The 22988-nt window shown below is 71.1% G+C and carries 22 protein-coding genes; 10 read left to right on the top strand and 12 right to left on the bottom strand.

Annotated features, from left to right (window positions below):
* The 3 genes from DQW85_RS18035 to DQW85_RS18025 form a co-directional block, all read left to right on the top strand.
* The coding region (locus DQW85_RS18035) for a hypothetical protein (protein ID WP_476703604.1) at window positions 1-199 on the top strand (199 nt) is incomplete at its 5' end.
* Window positions 192-863 carry an isochorismatase family protein gene (locus tag DQW85_RS18030; protein ID WP_240197252.1) on the top strand — a complete coding sequence of 224 codons (672 nt, stop codon included), beginning with the start codon at window positions 192-194 and terminating at the stop codon, window positions 861-863. The genes DQW85_RS18035 and DQW85_RS18030, both read left to right, overlap by 8 nt.
* Complete coding sequence (locus DQW85_RS18025) at window positions 856-1698, top strand: alpha/beta fold hydrolase (protein ID WP_113701464.1); 843 nt, start codon at window positions 856-858, stop codon at window positions 1696-1698. Before DQW85_RS18030 ends, DQW85_RS18025 begins: the two co-directional genes overlap by 8 nt.
* Window positions 1699-1746: 48 nt before the next feature.
* Here the strand turns inward: DQW85_RS18025 and DQW85_RS18020 are convergent, their stop codons facing one another.
* From DQW85_RS18020 to sucC, 4 genes are all read right to left on the bottom strand, one after another.
* Complete coding sequence (locus DQW85_RS18020; protein WP_113701463.1) at window positions 1747-2499, bottom strand: maleate cis-trans isomerase family protein; 753 nt, start codon at window positions 2497-2499, stop codon at window positions 1747-1749.
* A gap of 19 nt (window positions 2500-2518) precedes the next feature.
* Entirely contained in the window at window positions 2519-3550 is a 1032-nt protein-coding gene (locus tag DQW85_RS18015; protein WP_113701462.1) for a 2,5-dihydroxypyridine 5,6-dioxygenase NicX family protein, read from the bottom strand.
* Between the two features lie 231 nt (window positions 3551-3781).
* Window positions 3782-4657 carry a succinate--CoA ligase subunit alpha gene (gene sucD / locus DQW85_RS18010; RefSeq protein ID WP_113701461.1) on the bottom strand — a complete coding sequence of 292 codons (876 nt, stop codon included), beginning with the start codon at window positions 4655-4657 and terminating at the stop codon, window positions 3782-3784.
* 3 nt (window positions 4658-4660) lie between these two features.
* Window positions 4661-5842, bottom strand: a complete 1182-nt coding sequence (gene sucC / locus DQW85_RS18005; RefSeq protein WP_113701460.1) for an ADP-forming succinate--CoA ligase subunit beta — start codon at window positions 5840-5842, stop codon at window positions 4661-4663.
* A 523-nt stretch (window positions 5843-6365) separates the two neighbouring features.
* On the opposite strand from sucC, the gene DQW85_RS18000 reads away from it, so the two are divergent.
* Window positions 6366-7235, top strand: a complete 870-nt coding sequence (locus tag DQW85_RS18000) for a hypothetical protein (protein WP_113701459.1) — start codon at window positions 6366-6368, stop codon at window positions 7233-7235.
* Between the two features lie 104 nt (window positions 7236-7339).
* Here DQW85_RS18000 and galE read toward each other — a convergent pair whose 3' ends face one another.
* Together galE and pcrA are read right to left on the bottom strand one after the other, a co-directional pair.
* Window positions 7340-8335: a UDP-glucose 4-epimerase GalE gene (galE, locus tag DQW85_RS17995; protein WP_113701458.1), complete on the bottom strand. Its 996-nt coding sequence runs from the start codon at window positions 8333-8335 to the stop codon at window positions 7340-7342.
* Window positions 8336-9198: 863 nt separating this feature from the next.
* Window positions 9199-11451: a DNA helicase PcrA gene (pcrA, locus tag DQW85_RS17990; protein ID WP_420819165.1), complete on the bottom strand. Its 2253-nt coding sequence runs from the start codon at window positions 11449-11451 to the stop codon at window positions 9199-9201.
* A 96-nt stretch (window positions 11452-11547) separates the two neighbouring features.
* Between pcrA and DQW85_RS17985 the strand changes: the two genes are divergently transcribed.
* Window positions 11548-12267 (top strand): PIG-L deacetylase family protein, encoded by a 720-nt coding sequence (locus DQW85_RS17985; RefSeq protein ID WP_113701455.1) that lies wholly within the window; start codon window positions 11548-11550, stop codon window positions 12265-12267.
* Between the two features lie 49 nt (window positions 12268-12316).
* Here DQW85_RS17985 and DQW85_RS47655 read toward each other — a convergent pair whose 3' ends face one another.
* The 6 genes from DQW85_RS47655 to DQW85_RS17955 form a co-directional block, all read right to left on the bottom strand.
* Window positions 12317-13036 carry a CPBP family intramembrane glutamic endopeptidase gene (locus DQW85_RS47655; protein ID WP_113701454.1) on the bottom strand — a complete coding sequence of 240 codons (720 nt, stop codon included), beginning with the start codon at window positions 13034-13036 and terminating at the stop codon, window positions 12317-12319.
* Window positions 13037-13136: 100 nt separating this feature from the next.
* Window positions 13137-13397 (bottom strand): WhiB family transcriptional regulator, encoded by a 261-nt coding sequence (locus DQW85_RS17975; RefSeq protein ID WP_113701453.1) that lies wholly within the window; start codon window positions 13395-13397, stop codon window positions 13137-13139.
* Between the two features lie 116 nt (window positions 13398-13513).
* Window positions 13514-14149, bottom strand: coding sequence for a neutral zinc metallopeptidase (locus tag DQW85_RS17970; protein ID WP_240197251.1), 636 nt, complete (start codon window positions 14147-14149; stop codon window positions 13514-13516).
* Between the two features lie 5 nt (window positions 14150-14154).
* The gene (locus DQW85_RS17965; RefSeq protein ID WP_240197250.1) at window positions 14155-15555 is read right to left on the bottom strand and encodes a glutamate-cysteine ligase family protein; all 1401 of its coding nucleotides are present in this window, start codon (window positions 15553-15555) and stop codon (window positions 14155-14157) included.
* Between the two features lie 308 nt (window positions 15556-15863).
* A complete protein-coding gene (locus DQW85_RS17960) occupies window positions 15864-16502 on the bottom strand; it encodes a response regulator (RefSeq protein ID WP_113701451.1) in 639 nt (212 codons plus the stop codon).
* Complete coding sequence (locus tag DQW85_RS17955) at window positions 16499-17707, bottom strand: ATP-binding protein (RefSeq protein ID WP_113701450.1); 1209 nt, start codon at window positions 17705-17707, stop codon at window positions 16499-16501. Before DQW85_RS17955 ends, DQW85_RS17960 begins: the two co-directional genes overlap by 4 nt.
* Window positions 17708-17819: 112 nt before the next feature.
* Between DQW85_RS17955 and DQW85_RS17950 the strand changes: the two genes are divergently transcribed.
* From DQW85_RS17950 to DQW85_RS17930, 5 genes are all read left to right on the top strand, one after another.
* Complete coding sequence (locus DQW85_RS17950) at window positions 17820-19484, top strand: PspC domain-containing protein (protein WP_162795081.1); 1665 nt, start codon at window positions 17820-17822, stop codon at window positions 19482-19484.
* Entirely contained in the window at window positions 19474-19677 is a 204-nt protein-coding gene (locus tag DQW85_RS17945; protein ID WP_113701448.1) for a hypothetical protein, read from the top strand. Before DQW85_RS17950 ends, DQW85_RS17945 begins: the two co-directional genes overlap by 11 nt.
* Window positions 19678-19750: 73 nt before the next feature.
* A complete protein-coding gene (locus DQW85_RS17940) occupies window positions 19751-20233 on the top strand; it encodes a (2Fe-2S)-binding protein (RefSeq protein ID WP_113701447.1) in 483 nt (160 codons plus the stop codon).
* On the top strand, window positions 20230-22629 hold the full coding sequence (locus DQW85_RS17935; RefSeq protein WP_113701446.1) for a xanthine dehydrogenase family protein molybdopterin-binding subunit: 2400 nt from the start codon (window positions 20230-20232) through the stop codon (window positions 22627-22629). Before DQW85_RS17940 ends, DQW85_RS17935 begins: the two co-directional genes overlap by 4 nt.
* Window positions 22626-22988: FAD binding domain-containing protein (locus tag DQW85_RS17930; RefSeq protein WP_205315209.1), on the top strand; the 363-nt coding region annotated here is incomplete at its 3' end. The genes DQW85_RS17935 and DQW85_RS17930, both read left to right, overlap by 4 nt.

The raw sequence follows: 22988 nt of genomic DNA, 5'->3' as shown, positions 1-22988 counted from the left end.
CCCCGATGCCGCCCGGGCCGCCGCCGTCACGGGGCCGCGGCCCGCCGAGGCGCTGGACGGGCTGTCGATGCTGGTGCCGCCCGGCGTGGCCAAGTACGCGCCGATCGCCGCCGCGTTCGCGGTCGGCCTGTTCCAGGGGTGGCTGCTCGGCAAGGTGCGCGCCCAGTCCAAGCTCATCAAGGAGTTGCGCCGTGGCTGACGGGATGTACGGCCGGGACACCGACGACACCTACGCCCACGCCGGCTTCGGCGCCCCGGTGCGCCGGGGCGAACACCCCGCGATCGTCGTCGTGGACCTCACCAACGGCTTCACCGACCCCGCCTACCCCTCGGGAACCGACCTGTCCGAGGTGGTCGCGGCCACCTCCGCGCTCATCGAACACGGCCGTGCGGCCGGGGTGCCGGTCGTCTTCACCACGATCGCCTACACGCCGGCCGAGGCCGACGGCGAGATGGTGACCTGGCTGCGCAAGGCGCCCGGCATGCGCGCGATGCGCGAGGGCAGCCCGGCCGTGGCGATCGACGAGCGGCTCCCCCGCCGCCCGGAGGACGTCCTGGTGGTGAAGAAGGGCGCCTCCGCGTTCTTCGGCACCAGCCTCGCCTCGACGCTCACCGGCCTGGGCTGCGACACCGTCCTGATCTGCGGCGCCACCACCAGCGGCTGCGTGCGGGCCACCGTGGTGGACGCCGTCCAGTGCGGGTTCTCGGTGCTGGTGCCGTGCGAGTGCGTCGGCGACCGCGCGGCCGGCCCCCACGAGGCCGGCCTGTTCGACATCAACGCCAAGTACGGCGACGTCGTCGGCCTCGCGGACGCGGTCGGCTACCTCACCTCGCCGGCCAAGGGAGCTGACCTCGATGCCTGACCGCGTTCTGACCCAACCGGCCCTCGCCGATCTCGCCCACGTGCCCGCGCGGAGCCGCTGGGTCACCACCGGGCCGATCCGGTTGCACGCCCTCGACTACGGGGGCGACGGCGTGCCACTGCTCGTTCTGCCGGGCATCACCAGCCCGGCCATCGCCATGGACTTCATCGCGCGTGAGCTGACCGACCTGGTCCGCCCGATCACGCTGGACGTGCGGGGGCGCGGCCTGTCCGACGACGGTCCCTCGTACACGCTGGAGGACTACGCCGCCGACACGGAGGCGGTGGTCACGGCGCTCGGGCTCGACGGCGCCGTGCTGCTGGGCCACTCGATGGGGGCGCGGATCGCGGGCCTGACCGCGGCCAGGGGCAAGGTCCCGCTGCGCGGGAGCGTGCTCGTGGACCCGCCGATGAGCGGCCCCGGGCGCGCGCCGTACCCCACCACGCTCACCGCGTTCCAGCTCCAGCTCCAGCAGGCGCGGCGCGGCACCGACGCCGACGAGGTGGCCCGGTCCTGGCCCCGGTGGCCGCGGCGCGAGCAGGAGCTGCGCGCGCGGTGGCTCGCGAGCTGCGGCGAGGAGGCCGTCGCCGAGACCCACCGTGGCTTCGAGAGCGAGGACTTCTTCGCCTTCTGGCCGTCTGTGCCCGCGCCCACCGCCTTGGTGTACGGCGCGGACAGCCCGGTGGTGACGGCCCTCGGCGCGGACGAGGCCGTCCGGGCGAACCCCGCGGCGCGGCTGGTCGAGGTGCCCGGCGCGGGGCACATGGTCTTCTGGGACAACCCGCGCGGCGCCCTGGAGGCCGTCCGCGACCTCCTGCGCGGGCTGGTGGCCTGACGCGGACGACAAGGGGGCCGGTCCGTCGGACCGGCCCCCTTCCCCATGTCAGTACGCGCCGCTGAGCAGGCTTCCGGCACCGGGGACGGTGGTCGGGAGGCCCAGCCGGGACAGGAGGCTGTGGGCGGTCGCCGTGGCGGCCGACAGGACGGGCAGGCCGGCCTCGTCCTCGACCGCCCCCACCACGGGCAGGGACGGCATCTGGACGCAGGCCGACACCACCAGCGCGTCGGCGCGGCTCAGGTCGAGCCTGCGCCAGTGCCGGCGCAGGTCCTGAGGGTCGAGGCGGCCGACCGCCAGGTTGTCGGCCACCTCCAGGCTCAGCGCGTCCACCACCTCCACGCCCGAGTCCTCCAGGTAGTCCACGACCTTCCCGGTCAGCGGCTTCATGTAGGGCGTGATGATCGCGACCCGTTCGGCCTTGAGCGCGCTGAGCCCTGCCAGGAGCGCGCCCGCGCTGGAGATGACGGGCGCCTGGCAGCCCTCGGAGCGCAGGGCCTCGCCGATGGCGCTCTCGGCGGTGCAGTGGTAGCCGGGGCCCTGAGCCATGATCGCCACCAGGCAGGCGGTGGCGACCACGTCGGGCTCGGCGTCGGCCAGCTCTCGCGCGGCCCGGTCGGCCTGCGCGTTCATGGCCCGCAACTCCTCGGGGGTCACGTGGCGCATCCGCGCCCGGCTGCTGTGGAAGACGAACCGGTCGCCCGGCTGCGCCTCCTCCCGGGCGCGCAGCATGCGCGGCAGCTCGGTCTCCATGGTCAGGTTGGAGCTCGGCACGATGAGGCCGATGTGGTGGTCGGTCATGTCATCCTCCGGAAGGGGGTCAGCGGCGGCCGGCCGGGCGCATCTCCGGCACGACGACGTCGCCGTCCACGACCACGGGCTCGTCGTCGAGGAAGAGGCTGCAGCCGCGCATCGGGATGTCGAAGTGGCAGGGGGTGTCGTTCGGCCCGCCCAGCTCGTTGTTGGGGCCGATGGAGAACATGACGTTGCCGTAGAACGAGCGCAGCTCCATGCCCATCCCGCCGGGGAACTGGGTCAGCCCGTGCCACTGGGCCCGCTCGTCGAGCCCCCATCCGACGTGGGACATCCCGTAGCCGCGAGGATCGTCGAACGACCGGATGTAGGACGACAGCAGCTCGGCGTCCAGGCCGCCCCGGATGCCGGTGATGAACCCCTGCTCGATGGTGAGCGTGACGGGGGTCTGGACGTAGGTGTTGAACGGGAGCAGCACGTCGCCAGGGGACAGGACGATCGTGCCGTCCACGCCGTCGTCGGCGCCGCCGGTGAAGACGAACGCGGCGGGCCAGTGGTCCCAGCGTCCTGGCTGGTCGGTGTAGCCGTACTCGCTCATCGTCGGATAGACGCCGAGGCGGTAGGTGACGTCGGTCCCGCCGGGGCTGGTGATGCGCATGCTGCCCGCCTTGCTGAGCAGCTCGGCGCCGGCCTCGACCCGTTCCCGCAGCTCGGGGGTGGGCATGAGGCGGGCGAGCAGCGGGGCGGGCTCGACGGCGGTGAGGATCCGGGTGCCCGCCTCCTGGATGGCGAACTGCTCCTTGCTGAACAGCAGGAACTTCAGGTCGACGAGCATGTCGGCCTGCTTGAGCGCGTCCACCGCCTGGGGGTTCGCGGCCAGCTCCGACTGGCCCACCGCCCAGGCGCCCGAGGCGGCCGTCGGGCTGGGGAGCCGCAGGTGATAGGCGGCGGCCCCGAGACGCCGGGCGGCGTAGAGGAACGCGTCGGCGTAGTCGAGGCGCTCGGCGCCCTCGGAGAGCACCGCCACGGTCTCGCCCTCGCGCACGCCGCTGAGCGTGAGCTGGCGCAGGCAGATCTCGTTCAACAGGTTCTGGTCCATCGGATCCCTCCCATGGTCACGTCAAGTTAGTCCGGACACGGACGATCTGACCAAATTAATCCGAACACGGACGAGTCTGTCGGCGCAAGGGGTGAAGCGTAGTTGTCACAGGTGATTTACGAGGAACGCGGCGGCGCAGCCCTCGCGGCAGCGGCTGCCACCCGGCAGCGCGAAGGCCCCGCACCGAGCCGATTCGGGGCCGGAGGGTGCGGGGCCTTCGCGGAAAGGGGTCTAGCGCGCCTGCATGATCTCGCGCATCAGGCGGGCCGTCTCGGAGGGGGTCTTGCCGACGCGGACGCCGACCTTCTCCAGGGCCTCCTTCTTGGCCTGGGCCGTGCCGGCCGAGCCGGACACGATGGCGCCCGCGTGGCCCATCGTCTTGCCCTCGGGCGCGGTGAAGCCCGCGACGTAGGCGACGACCGGCTTGGTGACGTGCTGATCGATGTAGGCGGCGGCCCGCTCCTCGGCGTCGCCGCCGATCTCACCGATCATCACGATCGCGTCGGTGCCGGGGTCCTCCTGGAACGCCTGGAGCGCGTCGATGTGCGTGGTGCCGATGACGGGGTCGCCGCCGATGCCCACCGCCGTCGAGAAGCCGAAGTCGCGCAGCTCGTACATGAGCTGGTAGGTCAGCGTGCCCGACTTGGAGACCAGGCCGATGCGGCCCGCGGTGGTGATGTCGGCGGGGATGATGCCGGCGTTGGAGGCGCCGGGCGAGGCGATGCCGGGGCAGTTGGGGCCGATGATGCGGGTCTTGTTGCCCTTGGCCACCGCGTACGCCCAGAACTCGGTCGAGTCGTGGACCGGCACGCCCTCGGTGATCACCACGCAGAGCGGGATCTCCGCGTCGACGGCCTCCTTGACGGCGTCCTTGGTGAACGCCGGGGGCACGAAGACGACCGACACGTCGGCGCCGGTCTTCTCCATGGCCTCCTTGACCGTGCCGAACACCGGCAGGCCCTCGTGCGTGATGCCGGCCTTGCGGGCGTTCACCCCGCCGACCACGCGCGCGCCGGAGGCGAGCATGCGGCGGGTGTGCTTGGTGCCCTCACCACCGGTCATGCCCTGAACGATGATCTTGCTCTTCTCGGTCAGCCAGATAGCCATGTGTCATGCACCTACCGCAGCGAGCTCGGCGACCCGCTTGGCCGCGTCGTCCATCGTGTCTACCAGCTCGACCCGCGGGAGCGCGGCGTCGGCCAGGATCTGCCGCCCGAGCTGGGCGTTGTTGCCGTCGAGACGCACCACCAGCGGGTGCGTCACGGCCTCGCCACGGCTCTCCAGGAGCTTGAAGGCCGCCACGATGCCGTTGGCGACGGCGTCGCAGGAGGTGATGCCGCCGAAGACGTTCACGAAGATGGACCGCACCGACGGGTCGGAGAGGATGATCTCCAGACCGGCGGCCATGACCTCGGCCGAGGCGCCGCCGCCGATGTCGAGGAAGTTCGCCGGGGACGGCTTGCCGGGGAACGCCTCGCCCGCGTAGGCCACCACGTCGAGCGTGGACATGACCAGACCCGCGCCGTTGCCGATGATGCCCACGTCGCCGTCGAGCTTGACGTAGTTGAGGTCCTTCTCCTTGGCCTTGGCCTCCAGCGGGTCCTCGGCGGCCTTGTCGGCGTACGCCTCGTGCTCCGACTGGCGGAAGACCGCGTTGTCGTCGAGCGTGACCTTGCCGTCGAGGGCCTTCACCTGGCCGTCGGCCGACAGGATCATCGGGTTGACCTCGACCAGCGTCGCGTCCTCGTCGACGAAGCAGCACCAGAGCTTCTCGATGAGCTCGGCCGCGCCGTCGAGCGACTGCTCGGGCAGCCCGCCCGCGACGGCGATCTCGCGCGCCTTGGCGCGGTCGACGCCGGTCAGCGCCGAGACCGGCACCTTGGCGACCTTGTCGGGGGTGCTGTGCGCGACCTCTTCGATGTCCATGCCGCCCGCGGCCGAGCAGATCGCGAGGAATGTACGGTTTGCCCGGTCGAGGAGGAAGGAGAAGTAGTACTCCTCCGCGATCGCACTCGCCTCTTCCACGAGCACCTTGTGGACCGTGTGGCCCTTGATGTCCATGCCCAGGATGGCGGTGGCCTTCTCGGTCGCGTCGGCGGCGTCGTCCGCCACCTTCACACCGCCGGCCTTTCCACGCCCGCCGGTCTTGACCTGGGCCTTGACGACGACGCGGCCGGTGAGCTGCTCGGCCGCCGTCCGCACCTCCTCCACGGTGTGGGCGACGATGCCGCGCGGCACCGGGATGCCGTAGTCCGCGAAGAGCTCCTTCGCCTGATGTTCGAACAGGTCCACGAGGGTCCGTCCTTGCTTGTCCGACTGATGTTCGACGGCCCGGGCCACCCCGTGCGTGCCGGGCGTTTCCGCCAGTGAAGCCTAGCCCCAAGCTCGACCCGCGCAGGTCACCGGGTCGCAGATATGCCCTGATGTGACGGTGATCTCACTCGTGCGGGCTCGACCTGGGACGGGGGTACGGCGGCACGAGGTCTCCGGCAGGCGGACCGGCGACCGTGCCGCCGCTCCGCCACGCACCCGGCTCGCCGCTGAAATTCCGCCATTCACCGACACCGGGCCAACACGCCGCTTTAAAGAGACCTTCAGATGCTCCCGTGGGCCACAATTCCACGCCGCCGATAGCCGCAGGTACGCCCCACAGTCGTAGCCCATAGTCACGCCTGATAATCCCACAGTAAACGGCGAACTCCTCTGCACAAGAAATCCACATTTCCCCGCCCAGACGTCCATAGTCTGAGATATTTCCGTGATCTTGCCTTGCCATGATCTCCTCGCGCTCAAATGAGAAACCAAGGAGAACCATATGAAGCGAATCGTCACCGGCCTGGCGTTAGCGTCGGCCGCGACGCTCATCACGGCCGGTCCCGCGCAGGCCGCGCCGAAGAACCCGGTCGCCGCCGTCAAGAAGCAGTTCGTCGCCGGCCAGGGCGTCAAGTTCATCGACCGCGTCACGTTCGCCCAGGGAAGGCAGCGCGGCATCATCGTGCGGCGCACCGGAACGCTCCAGTTCGGCGCCTCGGGTGTCGTGGCCTCGGACATCACGGGCAAGTTCAACATCAGGGCCAGCGATCTGGGCGATGACGCCGACTCCGAGCTCGCCAAGGCGCTGACCACCCCGGAGCGCTCCATCACCGTCGGCAGGTCGACGTACCTCTCCGGCGGCCTGTGGACCACCGTCCTGCCCGAGGGGAAGACCTGGCTCAAGGCTCCGGCGACCATCCCCGGCGGCCTGACGAGCACGCTCGGCCAGCCGCTGAACATCATCGCCGAGCCCGCCACGCTGAAGACCCTCCTCAAGGGCGCCAAGCCCGCGCAGGGCGGCTACGCGGGCAAGATCACGGTCGGCGACCTGCGCAAGGCCTCCCCGCAGTTCCGTGCGGCCACGGGGTTCACCAAGCCCAGCGGCAAGGCGCTGAAGAGCGTCATCAGCTGGAAGCTCACCCTCGACGCCAAGGGCCTGCCGGCGCGGCTGGTCTCGAACTTCCCGTTGGCGGCTCTGGGTGCCGGCTCGCCCAAGGGCGCGACCGCCAGCATCGACACCCGCTTCAGCGAGTGGGGCGCCAAGGTCTCCATCACGGCCCCGCCGGCCGACGAGGTGGCCACCGACCTCAAGGACGGCAAGGAACTGCCCACCGACCTGAAGGAGATCCCGCTGGGGTCCATCGCGCACTGACGCGCTCCCGCAGCGCCTCTCCCGCCTCCGCGCGGGAGAGGCGCTGCCGCTTCAGGAGGGATGACCGCCCTTGAGAGCCCCCAGGCGCCCGCCCGAAAAGCCCGCTATCGGGTGGCGTCCCGCAGCCGCGAGTCGCGCAGTTCCGCCCACGCCAGCGAGTGCCTGATGCCCTCCTCCAGCGAGTACCGCGCCCGCCAGCCCAGCAGCCGCTCGGCCAGGTCGCTGCGCGGGTAGGCGCCCGCCACGTCGCCGGGCCGCCGCTCCGCCTCCACCACCTCGACCGGCCGGTCCACCACACGGTTGAACGCGTCCGCCAGCTCCCGCACCGTGGTGCCCGTACCGGTGCCCAGGTTGATGACGGCTCCCTCCGGGAACAGCCCGTCGAACCGGCGCAACGCCTCCACATGAGCCTCGGCCAGATCCCAGACGTGCACATAGTCGCGGATGCCCGACCCGTCGCGGGTCGCGTAGTCGGTCCCGGTGATCTGGAACGGCGCACCCTCCTCGTACGCCTCGATCAGCTTGCCCAGGGCGTGGCTGGGGCGGCGCAGCTGGAGCCCGGTGCGCATGTCCGGATCGGCGCCGATCGGGTTGAAGTAGCGCAGCGACAGCACCTTGAGCGGCTGCGTGGCCGCGATGTCAGCGAACATCGCCTCGCACATCGCCTTCGTGCGCGCGTACGGGCTCTGCGGGTCGAGCGGCGACCGCTCGTCGACGGTGTGATCAGCCCCCGCCCGGTAGATCGACGCTGACGAGCTGAACACCATCCGGCCGCACCCGTTGCGCAGCAGGTGGTCCACGAACTCCAGGCTCTTGGCCACGTTCGCCCGGTAGTAGCGCACCGGGTCGGCCACCGAGTCGGGCACCACGATCAGCGCGGCACAGTGGATCACCGCTTCGATGTCGCGGCGCTCGGCGAACACCTTGTCGATCAGCGCGCCGTCGCTGATGTCGCCCTCGTAGAACGCCCTCCCCTCGGCGAACTCCCGCCGCCCGGTCACCAGGTTGTCGAGGATCACCGGCTCGATCCCCGCGTCCAGGCACGCGGACGCCACCGTGCTCCCGATGAACCCGGCCCCGCCGGAAATCAACACGCTCATGCCGCCCCCTGCTCCTCACCGTGCGCGTCCCGCTCACCCTTCCTGGTGCGATCATCCTCGGCCACCGGACCGATGACCGCGAACAGGACACCGCCTCCTTACCTGCCACAAGCCCGCCGCACACGGGCACGGTATGGCGTCACGGACAGCAACCCGTTACCTGATCGTTAATGGCCGCCGATCTACGCCACGAGTGCCTCGTTACGGCTGCGTCCGCGCCACCCGGGCGGGGGCCAGGTGGTTCTACCCGATCACCCAGCGCGGCGACGTCCTGGCACCGCCCTCCGCACCGCCCTCCGCACCGCCACCGGCTGACCCGCCGACGACCCGGCTGGGCCACCCGTACGCGCGGCCCAGCTCCCACCACGCCCGCCCCGCGCGCAGGCAGGACACAGTGTTATCCGGCCCATCGCCCGGGTCCGGCCACGTGACCCGTCCGAGCCCTCGCCCGCACTGGTCGCGCCCACCATCGCACGCACCCCGCCCCTCCCAGACACGGCCCCATCCGCGTAGGCGGGTACGTGCATGAGGGGTGTCACATGACCCATCCGCACACGCGGGAGCGCACACGAGGAGTGTCACATGACCCATCCGCGTAGGCGGGTGCGCGCATGAGGAGTGTCACGCGGCCCCATCCACGTCCGCGAGAACCCGCATGCGGGGTGTCAGGCGGCACTCCGCGTACTCGAGTACGACGCCTGCGGGGACGCCCCGCGGGACCCCACCGCTCAGGGGCCCCGCTCAGGGGGTCCCGCCGCTCAGGGGCCCCCGCCGCTCAGGGGGACCGCGGCGGCGAGCTCGGGCGGGCGGCCACCACTGCCGCTCGTGGCCGGGCGGCTCGGCCCAGGAGGACGCACCTTGTGTCAGAGCTTCTCCAGAGGGGCGTACGCCAGCAGCAGCGTCTTCTCGCCCCCGGTCCCGAAGTCGATCTTGACCTTGGTCTTCTCCGCGACCCCGTCCACCGACACCACCGTGCCCAGCCCGAAGGCGTCGTGCGTCACCCGGTCGCCCGGGTTGAGGGCCGGGACCGTGCGCGAGCTCTTCTTGGGCGCGGCCGTGGGCGCGGGGTCGCGGCGGGTGGCCGCGGTCCATGCCGACTTCTCCGGAGGGGTGCGCCAGTCGATCAGCTGCCCCGGCACCTCGTTCACGAACCGCGAGGCCGGGTTGAACGACGGCGAGCCCCACGAGCTGCGCACCGCGGCCCGCGTGACGTAGAGGCGCTTCTGGGCCCTGGTGATGCCGACGTAGGCCAGGCGGCGCTCCTCTTCGAGCTCCTTGGGCTCGCCGAGGGAACGGATGTGGGGGAAGACGCCGTCCTCCATGGCCGTCAGGAACACGACCGGGAACTCCAGGCCCTTGGCGGTGTGCAGGGTCATCAGCGTGACCACGCCCTGACCGCCGTCGCCGTCGGGGATCTGGTCGGCGTCGGCCACCAGCGACACCTGCTCCAGGAACTCCACCAGCGTGCCCTCGGGGTTGGCCTCCTCGAACTCCGAGGCCACCGAGATGAGCTCGTTGAGGTTTTCCAGGCGCGACTCGTCCTGCGGGTCCTCCGACGCCTCCAGCTCGGCGCGGTAGCCGGTGGCCACCAGCACCTCCTCGGCCAGCGCGGACGGCGGCATGCCCTCGCCCTTGCCGATCAGCTCCTCGATCATGGCCACGAACTCGCGCACGGCGTTGAGCGAGCGCGTCGCCAGGCCGTACGCCTCGTCGGCCCGGCGCAGCGCGTCCCAGAACGAGATGCGCTCGCGCGACGAGAGCGCCTCGATCATCGCCTCGGCCCGGTCGCCGATGCCGCGTTTGGGCACGTTGAGGATGCGCCGCAGCGACACCACGTCGGCGGGGTTGGCCAGCACCCGGAGGTAGGCCAGCAGGTCCTTGACCTCCTTGCGCTCGTAGAAGCGCACGCCGCCGACCACCTTGTAGGGCAGGCCGGTGCGGATGAAGATCTCCTCGAACACCCGTGAGGCCGCGTTGGTGCGGTAGAAGACGGCCACGTCGCCCGGCTTGACGTCTTCCTCGTCGCTGAGCCGGTCGACCTCCTGAGCGACGAACACGGCCTCGTCGTGCTCGTTGTCGGCCACGTAGCCGACGATCTTGGGGCCGTCGCCCTGGTCGGACCAGAGGTTCTTCGGCTTGCGCGACTCGTTGCGCGCGATGACGGCGTTGGCGGCGGCCAGGATGTTCTGCGTGGAGCGGTAGTTCTGCTCCAGCAGGATCGTGCGGGCGTCGGGGTAGTCGCGCTCGAACTCGAGGATGTTGCGGATCGTCGCGCCCCGGAAGGCGTAGATCGACTGGTCGGCGTCGCCGACCACGCACAGCTCCGACTGGTCGGCACCCGACCTGACCAGCTCGCCGTCGGCCGTGCGCAGCTCGGGACGGCCCACCAGCTCCCTGATCAGGATGTATTGCGCGTGGTTGGTGTCCTGGTATTCGTCGACCAGGACGTGCCTGAACCGCATCCGGTAGTGCTCGGCCACCTCGGGGAAGAGCTGGAAGAGCGTCACCGTGTTCATGATGATGTCGTCGAAGTCCATCGCGCCGGACTCGGTGAGCTTGAGCTGGTAGCTCTTGTAGGCCTCGGCCAGCACCTTCTCCAGGTGCGAGCCCGCCTTGTCGAGGGCGGTCTCGTAGTCGACCAGCTCGTTCTTGAAGTTGCTCACCTGGGCCGAGAACGACCGCGGTGGGTAGCGCTTGGGGTCGAGGTCCATCTCCCGGCAGACCATCGCCATGAGCCGCTGCGAGTCGGCCTGGTCGTAGATGGAGAAGCTGGAGGGGAAGCCCAGCCGCTTGGCCTCGCGGCGCAGGATGCGCATGCAGGCGCTGTGGAACGTCATCACCCACATGGCCTTGGAACGCGGGCCGACCAGCTTGTCGATGCGCTCCTTCATCTCGCGGGCGGCCTTGTTGGTGAAGGTGATCGCGAGGATCTCGCCCGGATGCACCTTGCGCTCGGCGAGCAGGTAGGCGATGCGGTGAGTGAGCACCCGCGTCTTGCCTGAGCCCGCCCCTGCCACGATCAGCAGCGGGCTCCCGTGATGGATCACGGCCTCGCGCTGCTGCGGGTTGAGTCCGTCGAGCAAGGGGTGGTCAACAGAGACATGGGTGGTCGGCACGCAATCTAGGTTAAGACGCTCCACCGACAAACGGCGCCCGGAATGCCGACAGCGGGGAGGCGGTTGTCTCCGGGGGTGCGATCAGAAGGGAAGGCGATGTCGGCCGAGAGCGAGATCAACAGGGTGCTGGTCGTCACGGCGCACCCGGACGACGTCGACTTCGGCGCCGCGGGCTCGGTGGCGCTCTTCCGCGAGAGGGGCGTCCAGGTCACTTACCTCGTCGTCACGGACGGCGACGCGGGCGGCAACGAGCGCACACTCGACAACTCGGGCATGGCCGAGCTGCGCAGGGACGAGCAGACGGCGGCGGCCAAGGTCGTGGGCGTCACGGACCTGCGCTTCCTGGGCCACGCGGACGGCACCGTGGTGCCCTCGCTGGAGCTGCGGCGCGACATCGCCCGGGTCATCCGCCAGGTGCGCCCCGACCTGGTGATCACCCATCACCCCGAGCGCAACTACCAGTTCATCTCGCCCAGCCACCCCGACCACCGCGCCGTCGGCGGCTCCACCCTCGACGCGGTCTACCCGGACGCACGCAACCCCTACGCCTTTCCCGAACTGCTCAGGGACGAGGGCCTGGAGGCGTGGACGGTGCGCGAGGTCTGGCTGACGGGCGGACAGACGCCCAACCACTGGGTGGACGTCACCTCCGTCTTCGACCGCAAGGTGGCGGCCCTCCTGTCGCACGCCAGCCAGGTCTCGCACATGGACGGCCTCGCGGACATGGTCCGGCAACGCGCCGAGACATGGGCCGGACGAGGCGGCCTCCCGGAGGGCCACTACGCAGAGGCCTTCCAGGTCATGTCCACGGCCTGACACCACTCAGGACCCCACTTCGGGGCCTCTCTCGCGCCCGCCTGTCCGTCTACGCCCGGCCCGCCCTCTGTGTCCGGCGAATCCCTGGTCCCCGCCTCGCGGCCAGGCGCGCGAACAGGTAGCCGAGCGAGTTGGTCGACAGGTGCAGCATGGACGGCCCCAGCAATCCGGTGCGGCGGCGCAGTTCGCAGAAGAACGCGCCGACCACCCCTGTGGACACCACGCTGCCCGCCACCACCCGGGCCGTGTCGAGCCGTCCCGGGGCCTCCCCCGCTGTGAGTGCGCCGAGGCGCGGGTTGGCGCGGGCCATCTCGATCGCGGGCAGGATGTGCCAGAGCCCGAACAGCGCCGACGACACCGCCGTCGCCGTCGCGGTGCCGTGGGTACGGCGCAGGCCACCGTACAGGGCGCCCCGGAATCCCACCTCCTCCAGCAGGACCGTGCCGAACGGCACCTGCACCAGCGCCGCCTCCAGGACGCCCGCCCGCGACAGCGAGAGGGCACGGTCGTCGCGGAAGAGCGGGCGCGTGCGTGGCGACGCGACGCCTGCCGTGTAGACGGCGACCACCCCTGAGGCGAGGACGGCTCCGGTGACGGCGCCACGGCGCGCGTGCTCGAAGCCGAGCTCGCGCCATGACGCGCCGGACCTGCGCGCCACCGCCACCAGCGCGAGGGTCGCGGCGGCGGAGGTGACAGGGGCGAGCCGGGGCGCGACCTTGTTGTTGAGGACGTTGGCCGCGACCAGCACGGCGATCGAGGGAAGCAGCACGTCTGCAGGCTACGTCCAGCGCGGCGCCGTGCGGGTGCGCCCCCGCGGGAAGGCACCCGTCACGGGCGTGTCTCCTCGCGGGGGCACTACGGAACGGCGGTTACGTGGTGGTGGCGGGGCTGCGCCAGCCTGCCGGGAAGCGGGCGCGGCGGCGTTCGGCCGGGGTGAGGCCGCCCCAGATGCCCTCGGACTCGCCCGCTCGTAACGCGTAGGAGCGGCACTGCTCCAGCACCTGGCAGGTCGCGCAGACCGCCTTGGCGCGGGCCTCCTGTGCGGGCGAGGGCGCGAGTGGGAAGAAGAGCTCAGGGTCGCTGGATCTGCAGGCGCCCCCACGCAGCCAGCCGGTCTCCTCCAAGGGCATGCGCCCACGCTACGACGGCCGCATGATCGGTCGCATCATCCTCTGGGTTGATCTGCTCGCACGTCCACGGTCCGTCCGGGTCGCCGGGCTCCGGATCCGGACCCGGTCGGACCGGGTCAGCAGGCCCCGACGCCTCTGTTGTAGCCGGTGGCGAAGGCCTGCTGGCGTTGTTCGGCCGTGCCGTGGGCGGCCGGGTTGAGCCAGTCGTCCGTGGGGTCGCCGGCCGCCGCGAGGTTGAGGAACAGTTCTTCCTCGTCGCCCGGCTCCGCGCGCAGCGCACCAGCCTTGATCAGGGCCGACAGCGTGCCGCCCGCGTAGCAGTCGGCCTGCAGCTCAGCCTGGACGTTGAGCGCGAAGTCGGCCTGCAACTGGGCCTGTACGGCATGGCCGAACTCATGCGGGATGATCAGGTAGACCGACCCGTCGCCCATCTGGTTCCACAGCCCTTCCATCCAGTCCCGGTCGTAGGCGATGAAGTGCCCGGCCGGGCAGTAGAAGGCGTTGTTGGGCACGGGGGGCTCCCCGGCGCAGCGCGGCCCGGACCGTCCGGAGTAGGGGACGAAGGCGGTGATGGGCCGATAAGGGCGGCCGAGCGCCTGGAACTGCTGCTTCCAGAACGACTCGGTCAGCTGGCGCGCGGTCCGCACGTCGTCCTCGAAGGTGTCGGCGCCCTGCGCGTCCCGGGAAGGAGCGCCGGTGACCCCGCACGCCGTGAGCACGAACACCAGCACGAGGGCAAGGGCGCGTTTCACACGGGTCAGACTTCCCACGAGTGCACGGGTTCATTCGTGTGCATTCGCTCGATGTACTCCAGTGTCATCGCGCGCAGCGCCTCGTGCCGGTCGCCGCCGAGCGCGCGTACCTTCTCCACCTGCCACGTCGCACCCGTACGGCCGGACAGGCAGCGCCCCTCGATGACCCCGAGCAGCCGGTCGGCGACCGCGCCGTTCATGCCCCGCAGGGCGAGCCCATCGCGCGCCATGGGGAGCAGGCGGCGCAGGATGAGCTCGGCCGCGGGCACCTCCCCGATCCCCGGCCAGTACAGGCGGGCGTCGAGGCCGTGCCTGGCGGCCATGGCCAGGTTGTCCGCCGCCGCGGAGAACGACATCTGGCTCCAGATCGGCCGCTCGCTGTACGGCAGGACGCGCATCAGCCCGTAGTAGAAGGCGGCGTTGGCCACGATGTCGAGCACGGAGGGACCGGCGGGCAGCACCCGGTTCTCCACGCGCAGGTGCGGTCTGCCGTCCACCACCGCGTACACCGGCCGGTTCCAGCGGTAGATCGTGCCGTTGTGCAGGGTCAGCTCGTGCAACTGGGGTACGCGGCCCTGTTCCAGCTCCCTCTCGGGGTCCTCCTCCTCGCAGAGGGGCAGGAGCGCCGAGTAGTAGCGCACGTTCTCCTCGAACAGGTCGAACACGCTGGTGATCCAGCGCTCGCCGAACCACACGCGCGGGCGTACGCCCTGGGCCTTCAGCTCGGCGGGACGGGTGTCCGTGGCCTGCTCGAACAGCGAGATCCGCGTCTCGCGATGTAGTTCCCTGCCGAACAGGTAGGGCGAGTTGGCCGCGACCGCCACCTGTGGCCCGGCGATGGCCTGGGCGGCGTTCCAGTGGGCGGCGAACGCCTCGGGGCTGACCTGGAGGTGCAGCTGGACGCTGGTGCACGCCGCCTCGGGAGCGACGCTGTCGGCATGCGTGTCGAGCCGTTCGACGCCCTCGATGCTCAGGTGGAGGTCCTCACCGCGGGCGGCGAAGATCTGCTCGTTGAGCAGCCGGAAGCGAGGGTTGGCCGACAGCGTGCCCTCGCCGATGTCCTGCTCGCGCAGTGTGGGCAGGATGCCGATCAGTACGAGGTGACCGCCCTGGGAGCGCGCGCGCTCCTCCGCGTGGTTGAGCCTGGCCCGTACGTCGTTCTCCAGGCGGAGGGCGCCGTCACCGCCGAGCTCCTGCGGCTCGATGTTGATCTCGATGTTGAACTGGCCCAGCTCGGTGGCCCAGTCGGGCTGCTGGATGGCGTCGAGCACGGCCGCGTTGCACATGGCGGCCTCGCCGTCCGAGTCCACGAGGTTGAGCTCGATCTCCAGGCCGGCGAGGGGGCGGTTGTCCTCGAACCGGGACTCGCCGAGCAGCTGGGCGAAGATGTCGAGGCATCTTCGCACTTTCTCGCGATATTTCCGGCGGTCGTCCCGGCTGAAAACGACGACCGGCACATCTCTGCCCATAACCGAAATGTCGCACGTAAGAGGCCGTTATGCCAGCCCCCGATCACCCCTCCCCGCACCCACCGGCCACCCCCGGCCACGTGCGGGAACGCGCCGCCGACACGAGCCCTCGGCCTGCCACCGGCCCTCTCACTCGACGGCCTCCGGCGCTCTCTCGGCGGCCTCCGGCCGGGGCCGGGTTGCCCCAGGGCACGAAGCACGGGTCACGGGCGCGACACAGGGCGGCGCGGGGCGGTGCGCAGGCGTCAGACCAGGCGGCGGGCGGTGGCCCAGCGGGACAGTTCGTGGCGGTTGGAGAGCTGGAGCTTGCGCAGCACCGACGAGACGTGCGTCTCCACCGTCTTGACCGAGATGAACAGCTCCTTGGCGATCTCCTTGTACGCGTAGCCGCGGGCGATCAGCCGGAGCACCTCCCGCTCGCGCTGCGTCAGCGAGTCGAGCTCCGGGTCGATCGAGGGCGCCTCCGACGAGGCGAACGCGTCCAGCACGAACCCGGCCAGCCGCGGCGAGAAGACCGCGTCGCCCTCGGCGACCCGGCGGATCGCGTCGGTCAACTCCTTGCCGCTGATGTTCTTGGTGACGTAGCCGCGGGCGCCACCCCGGATGACGCCGATCACGTCCTCGGCCGCGTCCGAGACCGAGAGCGCGAGGAAGCGCACCTGCGAGCCCGAGCCGAGGACCCGGCGCAGCACCTCCTGACCGCCGCCGCCCGGCATGTGCACGTCGAGCAGGACCACGTCGGGCTCCAGCTCGGCGATGGACCTGACCGCCGAGTCGACGTCCTCGGCCTCGCCCACGACCTGGATCGAGTCGCCCAGCTCCGCCCGCACGCCCGACCGGAACAGCCGGTGATCGTCGACGATCAACACCCGGGTCATGCTCATTCCTTCGCCACCTTCATCGTCAGCATCACTTCCGTGCCCTCGCCCGGCTCGGTGCGCACCCTGGCCGTGCCGCCGTGGCGTTCCATTCTGCCGATGATGGACTCCCTGATCCCCATCCGGTCGGGGGGCACCGCGTCCAGGTCGAACCCCTTGCCACGATCCTTCACGAAAATCGTGACCTCTTCACCCTCGACTTCGGCGTAGACCGAGACGGACGGGCTCTCGGAGTACTTGGCGGCGTTGACCATGGCCTGCCTGGCCGCCTTGAGCATGGCGGCGAGCTTGCCGGTGGAGTCGAGCTGGACGTCTCCCACGCAGACCACCTCGATGGCGACGCCGTGCGCGTCCTCCTCCTCGGCGGCGATCCGGCGGACGGCGGCCGCGAGGGTGGCGTCGGCGTCCTGCGCGGGCTGGTAGAGCCAGTTGCGCAGGTCGCGCTCCTGCGCCCGGGCCAGGCGGGTCACCTCGCGCGGATCGTGCGAGACGCGCTGGATGAGCGTGAGCGTGTGGAGCACCGAGTCGTGCACCATCGCGGCGACCTCGGCACGTTCCTCCTGCCTGATGCGTTCGCGGCGCTCGAGCTGGAGCTCCTTCCACAGGCCCGCGAGCCAGGGCGCGGCGATGACGGCGAGCCCGCCGACCACTACAGCGGTGAACAGCAGGCCACGCCCGGCCTCGGCCAGCTGCCCCTCGATGGCCAGGAAGCCGGCCGCGCCGCCGACCACGAGCGCCACGCCGAGCAGGGTGCGCGCCCGGTTCTTCCTGATGCTCTTGGTGGCGCCGCTCACCCAGCCCTTGCGGCGTTCGGGATCGGCCTGCTGCCACAGGATCAGCGCGCCGATGCCGCCCACCGCGAACGGCAGCACGCCGATGCCGCCCTTGGACGCGCCGGTCAGCCAGCCGAACGCGAGCAGCGCCATCCCGATCGCGCTGAACGCCGCGAGCTGGCTCCAGTCACGGGCCGGCGGCTGCCCCTCGTACGGCTCGCGTGGCGAGATCATCCAGAGCACCGCGTACGCGACCACGCCGACCCCGTCGACGACGCTCAGCAGCACGAACATCAGCCTGATCACCACGGGATCGAGCCTGAGCTGCGCCGCGAGCCCCTGTGCCACGCCGCCCACGAGGCGGCCCTCCATGGGGCGCGTCATCCGGCGGTAGGGCGCGCCGCCGCCGGGCTCGGCGAGAGTCTTCTGGTCAGCCATAACATCGCCATCGTCACACGTAGGGGATGAAAACGGCATCCGGAACAACCCCCGGGTCGGGTCAGGGGTTCCCCGGATGCAGCGCGCGGCCGTACGGGTCCACGATGGTTCCATGACAGAAGCACCGCCCACGGAACCGACGGCGATGCCCCGCGTGCTGCGGCGCAGCGGCGAGGGGCGCTTCCTCCTGGGCATCTGCGCCGGGCTGGGGCGGCACACGGGCATCGACCCCGTGGTGTTCCGCGTCGGCTTCGCGGTGCTGCTGTTCGGCTCGGGGATCGGGCTGTTCCTGTACATCGCCGCGTTCCTGCTGATGAAGGAGCCGAACGGGCGGCCCGGCTACATCGAGCAGTGGACCCGCCGCGACTTCGACGGCGAGACCGTGCTGGCGTTGCTGACCGCGGTGCTCGGGTTCGGGCTGGCGATCAACCTGACCGCGGTGTGGCTGGACACCGGGACGCTGGTGGTGGGGCTGCTGCTGGCCGTCTCGCTGCTCGCGGCGCACTCCAGCGGTGTCGACCTGATGGGCCTGGTGCGCTCGATGCCCGAGCGGCTCAACCGCAGGCAGGCTCCGCAGGCGTATCCGCCGCCTCCGGTCTCGTCGCCGTACGGGGCTCCGCCGCCCGGCTTCGGCCTCGGCCCTACGGCCCCCGGTCGCCCCGTGGCGACCGCCTACGTACCGTCCCGGCCGGCCGAGCCTGAACCGGCGCCGCGCCCGGCATCACGTCCGGAGCCGCGTCCCGAGCCGGTGACGGCGGCTTTCCACGAGGCGCCCACCGCGCCGCCACCGCCGCAGGCCCCTCCCTCCACCGACGCGGGCGGGCCTCCAGGTGACGCGCAGGACGCGGGCGGGCCCCCGAGTGACACTCAGGACGCGGGCAGCTTCCCGGGTGACGCGCAGGACGCGGGCGACACGGCGGACACCGCACCGGTACGGGACGAGCCGCGCGCCGAGACGGGCGAGACGCGGGAGGCGCGGGCCGAGACACCCGCTGTCACGGAGCGCTACGGGGCCGAGCCCAGGCACGACCAGTGGCACGCCCTCCACGGCGAGCCGTTCGCGCCGCGCGGCCCGTACCAGCCGCTGGACCCGCAAAGGCGAGCCGGCCACTCCCCGTACGACCCCGCCCTGTACGGCCGCCCGGTCCCCCGCCGCAAGCGTCCCAGGTCGTTCATCGGCGTCATCACCATGTCACTGGCCATCGTCATTGGAGGCATCGTCGTGGCGGTCCAAGCCAGATCGGGCATGGGAGTGAACCCTGTCCTCGTGGGCGGCGCCGTGCTCGTCACGATAGGCGCGGGCCTGCTCGTGGCGGCCTGGTGGGGCCGCGGGGCCGGGCTGGTCGCGGCGGGCACGGGCGTGGCGCTGGTGATGTCACTGGGGCTGATGGTCGGCGGGCTGCCGAGGCACGTCGGCACCGCCGACTGGACCCCGCTCACCGCGATGGAGGCCGGGAGCAGGCCGTACGACGTGGGCGTGGGCGACGGGAGGCTGGACCTGTCGGAGATCCCGCTGCCCCCGGGTGCCGACCTGACGGTCGACGCCTCGGTCAGGATCGGCGAGCTGACCGTGATCGTGCCGCCCACGGCCAGGGTGGAGGTGCACGCCAGCAACAAGGTCGGCGACATCCAGATCGACCAGTCGCTCAGGGGCGGCGTGGACGTGCGGTTCGACAAGGTGCTGGAGCCGGAGACACGGCCGGCCGGCAAGGCTCCCACGATCGTGCTGAACCTCAGGGGCGGCGTCGGCGACATGGAGGTGCGGCGTGCCGCGTGAGGTGGACAGGCCGCGGCGGCTGCACCGGACCGACTGGATGGCCCTGCTGACCGGGCTGCTGTTCGTGGTGCTCGGAATCCTCGTGTTGACCCGATCGATCACGGATCCGCTGGTACTGTCGGGGCTGCTGGTGGTCGGGCTGGGGTTCGCGGGCCTGGTGGCGGTGATATCCAGGGTCGTTCGAGGTAAGTGACCCTTGACCGGTAAAGACACGGGCGTACTTTGGCAATTACCCATTAATTCTCCCCTGCTCAGAGGGAGGACCCATGCCCCGTGTCACCATCACCGTCGACGGAGTCAGGCACGAGGAGGACGTGGAGCCGCGGCTCCTTCTCGTCCACCTGCTACGAGAGAGGCTGGGCAAGACCGGCACGCCCGTCGGCTGCGACACCTCCAACTGCGGCGCCTGCACCGTGCTGCTCGACGGCAGGAGCGTGAAGAGCTGCTCCGTGCTCGCGCTACAGGCTGACGGCGGCGACGTCGTCACGATCGAGGGCATCGGCGCGAACGGCTCCATGCACCCGATGCAGCGGGCCTTCCACGAGGAGCACGCGCTGCAGTGCGGCTACTGCACGCCGGGCATGGTCATGGCCGCGATCGACCTGGTCAGGACCGATCCGGACCCGTCGGAGGAGGCCATCAGGGAGGGCCTGGAGGGCAACCTCTGCCGGTGCACCGGCTACTGCAACATCGTTCGCGCGGTACGGCGGGGCGCGCAGGACATGGGGCAGGCGGTGAGGACGCCATGACCGAGTTGGACGCCGGCCTGGTCGGCGCGCGGTTAGCGGAGAGCGGGCAGATCTCCGAGCCCGACGGCGGCGGGGAGATCGGCAGGGCACGGCGGCGCAAGGAGGACTCCAGGCTGCTGACCGGGCACACGAGGTGGACCGACAACCTCCGCCAGCCGGGGATGCTGCAGGTGATGTTCCTGCGCAGCCCGATGGCGCACGCCCGGATCACGCGGGTGGATGTGTCCGGTGCGCGCGGCCTGCCGGGGGTGGTGGCCGCCTTCAGCGGCCGGGACTTCGCCGGGGAGCAGGGCAGCCTGCCGTGCGCGTGGCCGGTGAGCGAGGACATCGTGATTCCCGACCATCCGCCGATGGCCGTGTCGGAGGTGCGCTACGTCGGCGAGGCGGTCGCCTGCGTGATCGCCACTGACCGCTACCGGGCGGCCGACGCGCTGGAGGCCGTCGAGGTCGACTACGAGCCGCTGCCCGCCGTCATGGACATGGAGGAGGCGCTCGCCCCGGGCAGCCCGAAGGTGCACGAGGCCGGCAACAAGGCGTTCTCCGTGAAGATCACTTCGGGTGATGTCGAGGCGGCGCTGCGGGACGCGCCCGTGGTCATCGACAGGACCTACGTCCAGCAGCGGCTGATCCCGAGCGCGATGGAGCCCCGCGCGGTGCTCGCGAGCACCGACGGCGATTCGTTCACGCTCTGGTCGTCCACGCAGATCCCGCACGTGCTGCGGGTCATGCTGGCGGTGACGACCGGCATCCCGGAGCACAGACTGCGGGTGATCGCGCCCGACGTGGGCGGCGGGTTCGGCTCGAAGCTGCAGGTCACCGCGGAGGAGGTGCTGTGCCTGCTGCTCACGCGCAGGCTCGGCGTGCCCGTCAAGTGGACCGAGTCGCGCTCGGAGGGCAACCTGACCGTGCACCACGGCCGCGACCAGATCCAGCACCTGACGCTGGCGGCGGAGGCCGACGGGCGCGTCCGCGGGCTGCGCGTGGAGCTGCTGAGCGACATGGGCGCCTACCTGATGCTGGTCACGCCGGGCGTCCCGATGCTGGGCGCGTCGATGTACAACGGCATCTACAAGATGGACGCGTACGAGTTCGGCTGCACGGGGGTCTTCACCACCAAGATGCCGACCGACGCCTACCGTGGCGCGGGCCGTCCCGAGGCGACGTTCGCGATCGAGCGCGTCATGGACGAGCTGGCCGCCGAGCTGGGGATCGACCCGGTGGAGCTGCGCCGGCGCAACTGGATCAGGCACGAGGAGTTCCCGTACACCACCGTCTCGGGCCTGACCTACGACTCGGGCAACTACGAGGCGGCGACGGACCGGGCGCTGGCCCTGTTCGGCTACGACAAGCTGCGGGCCGAGCAGGCCGACCGGCGTGACAGGGGCGACCCGGTCCAGCTCGGCATCGGCGTCAGCACCTACACCGAGATGTGCGGGCTGGCCCCGTCGAGGATGCTCGGCATGGCGAACTACGCCGCCGGCGGCTGGGAGCACGGCTCGGTCCGGATGCTGCCGACGGGCAAGGTGGAGGTCATCACCGGCACGTCGCCGCACGGCCAGGGACACGTGACGGCGTGGAGCCAGATCGTGGCCGACACGCTGGGCGTGCCGTTCGACGACGTCACGGTGCTGCACGGCGACACCGCCATCGCGCACAAGGGCATGGACACCTACGGCTCGCGCTCGCTGGTCATCGGCGGCATCGCGGTGCTGCGGGCGTGCGAGAAGGTCAAGGCCAAGGCCCGCGGGCTGGCCGCCCACCTGCTGGTGTGCTCGCCCGACGACCTGGAGTTCGCCGAGGGGGCGTTCAAGGTGCGCGGCACCGGGTCCGGCAGGACGATCCAGGAGCTGGCCTTCGCCGCGTTCACGGCGCACGACCTGCCCGAGGGCGTGGAGGCGCGGCTCGACTCCGACGCCACGTTCGACCCGGACAACTACTCCTTCCCGCACGGCACGCACCTGTGCGCGGTGGAGGTGGACACCGAGACGGGCATGTCGAGGATCCGCTCATACGTGGCGGTCGACGACGTCGGCAGGGTGATCAACCCGATGATCGTCAGCGGCCAGGTGCACGGCGGCATCGCGCAGGGCGTCTCGCAGGCGCTGTTCGAGGAGGCCGTGTACGACGCGGACGGCAACCTGCTGACCACGACGATGGCCGACTACCTGCTGCCGTCGGCGGCCGACCTGCCGGACTTCACCACGGACCGCACCGAGACGCCGTCCACCGGCAACCCGCTGGGCGTCAAGGGCGTGGGCGAGGCGGGCACGATCGCCGCCACGCCGGCCGTCGTGAACGCCATCGTGGACGCGCTGCGACCGTACGGTGTGCACGACATCCAGATGCCGTGCACACCGGAGCGGATCTGGCGCGCGCTGGAAGGAGCACGGTCATGATCCCCGCCCAGTTCGAGTACGTGCGCGCGAGCTCGCTGGATGAGGCCTGCCTGGCGCTCGCCGCGGACGAGGACGCCAAGGTGCTGGCGGGCGGGCAGTCGCTGCTGCCGCTGCTGCGGCTCCGGCTCGCCTACCCCTCGACGCTGGTCGACATCGGCCGGCTGCCTGAGCTGTCCGGCGTGCACGACCGCGGCGACCACGTGTACATCGGCGCGATGACCACGCACGACGAGGTCATGCGCTCCGACGTGGTCAACGGGGCCTGCCCGCTGGTGGCGCTCGCCACGGCCACGGTGGCCGACCCCGCGGTGCGGCACCGCGGCACGTTCGGCGGCTCGCTGGCGCACGGCGACCCGGCG

The sequence above is a fragment of the Nonomuraea lactucae genome, from assembly GCF_003313395.1.
GTDB lineage: Bacteria > Actinomycetota > Actinomycetes > Streptosporangiales > Streptosporangiaceae > Nonomuraea > Nonomuraea lactucae.
The sequence above is the reverse complement of the archived record's forward strand: the minus strand, read 5'-3'. Positions and strand labels throughout refer to the sequence as shown.

Excerpts from the sequence above, each read along its gene's own strand:
- DQW85_RS17950 (WP_162795081.1), top strand. The coding sequence starts at position 17,820 with ATGACAGAAGCACCGCCCACGGAACCGACGGCGATGCCCCGCGTGCTG.
- DQW85_RS18025 (WP_113701464.1), top strand. The coding sequence starts at position 856 with ATGCCTGACCGCGTTCTGACCCAACCGGCCCTCGCCGATCTCGCCCAC.
- DQW85_RS18015 (WP_113701462.1), bottom strand. The coding sequence starts at position 3,550 with ATGGACCAGAACCTGTTGAACGAGATCTGCCTGCGCCAGCTCACGCTC.
- DQW85_RS17975 (WP_113701453.1), bottom strand. The coding sequence starts at position 13,397 with ATGCCCTTGGAGGAGACCGGCTGGCTGCGTGGGGGCGCCTGCAGATCC.
- galE (WP_113701458.1), bottom strand. The coding sequence starts at position 8,335 with ATGAGCGTGTTGATTTCCGGCGGGGCCGGGTTCATCGGGAGCACGGTG.
- DQW85_RS17935 (WP_113701446.1), top strand. The coding sequence starts at position 20,230 with ATGACCGAGTTGGACGCCGGCCTGGTCGGCGCGCGGTTAGCGGAGAGC.
- DQW85_RS17940 (WP_113701447.1), top strand. The coding sequence starts at position 19,751 with ATGCCCCGTGTCACCATCACCGTCGACGGAGTCAGGCACGAGGAGGAC.
- DQW85_RS17985 (WP_113701455.1), top strand. The coding sequence starts at position 11,548 with ATGTCGGCCGAGAGCGAGATCAACAGGGTGCTGGTCGTCACGGCGCAC.
- DQW85_RS17960 (WP_113701451.1), bottom strand. The coding sequence starts at position 16,502 with ATGAGCATGACCCGGGTGTTGATCGTCGACGATCACCGGCTGTTCCGG.
- DQW85_RS18020 (WP_113701463.1), bottom strand. The coding sequence starts at position 2,499 with ATGACCGACCACCACATCGGCCTCATCGTGCCGAGCTCCAACCTGACC.
- DQW85_RS17955 (WP_113701450.1), bottom strand. The coding sequence starts at position 17,707 with ATGGCTGACCAGAAGACTCTCGCCGAGCCCGGCGGCGGCGCGCCCTAC.
- sucD (WP_113701461.1), bottom strand. The coding sequence starts at position 4,657 with ATGGCTATCTGGCTGACCGAGAAGAGCAAGATCATCGTTCAGGGCATG.
- DQW85_RS18000 (WP_113701459.1), top strand. The coding sequence starts at position 6,366 with ATGAAGCGAATCGTCACCGGCCTGGCGTTAGCGTCGGCCGCGACGCTC.